General features: G+C 41.1%; 1 protein-coding gene. It reads right to left on the reverse strand.

The genetic code is table 11. From position 1 onward, the window contains the following. Positions 1–297, reverse strand: a 297-nt coding sequence (locus CD127_RS11595) for a hypothetical protein (protein ID WP_142381318.1), incomplete at both ends; no start/stop codon positions are given.

Consider the following 297-nt stretch of genomic DNA (forward strand, 5'->3'; position numbering starts at 1 on the left):
ACTTGTGACTTTGCCTGTGTATTGCCATTTATCTCCAATGATGCCTGGCGGCGGTAATGTTCCTTCTTCTGTATCTTTGAGTTCATTTCCTTCAGGGTCTACATATTTTGTTACTTCTAATACCGGTATTTCTACTTGTGGTGGATTATTCGGTATTTCTGTTTGGATGCGTTCATACACATACGTTGTAATGCCATCTTCACTTGTGACTTTGCCTGTGTATTGCCATTTATCTCCAATGATGCCTGGCGGCGGTAATGTTCCTTCTTCTGTATCTTTGAGTTCATTTCCTTCAGG

The sequence above is a fragment of the Staphylococcus petrasii genome (assembly GCF_002902565.1).
In the GTDB taxonomy this organism is placed as follows: domain Bacteria; phylum Bacillota; class Bacilli; order Staphylococcales; family Staphylococcaceae; genus Staphylococcus; species Staphylococcus petrasii.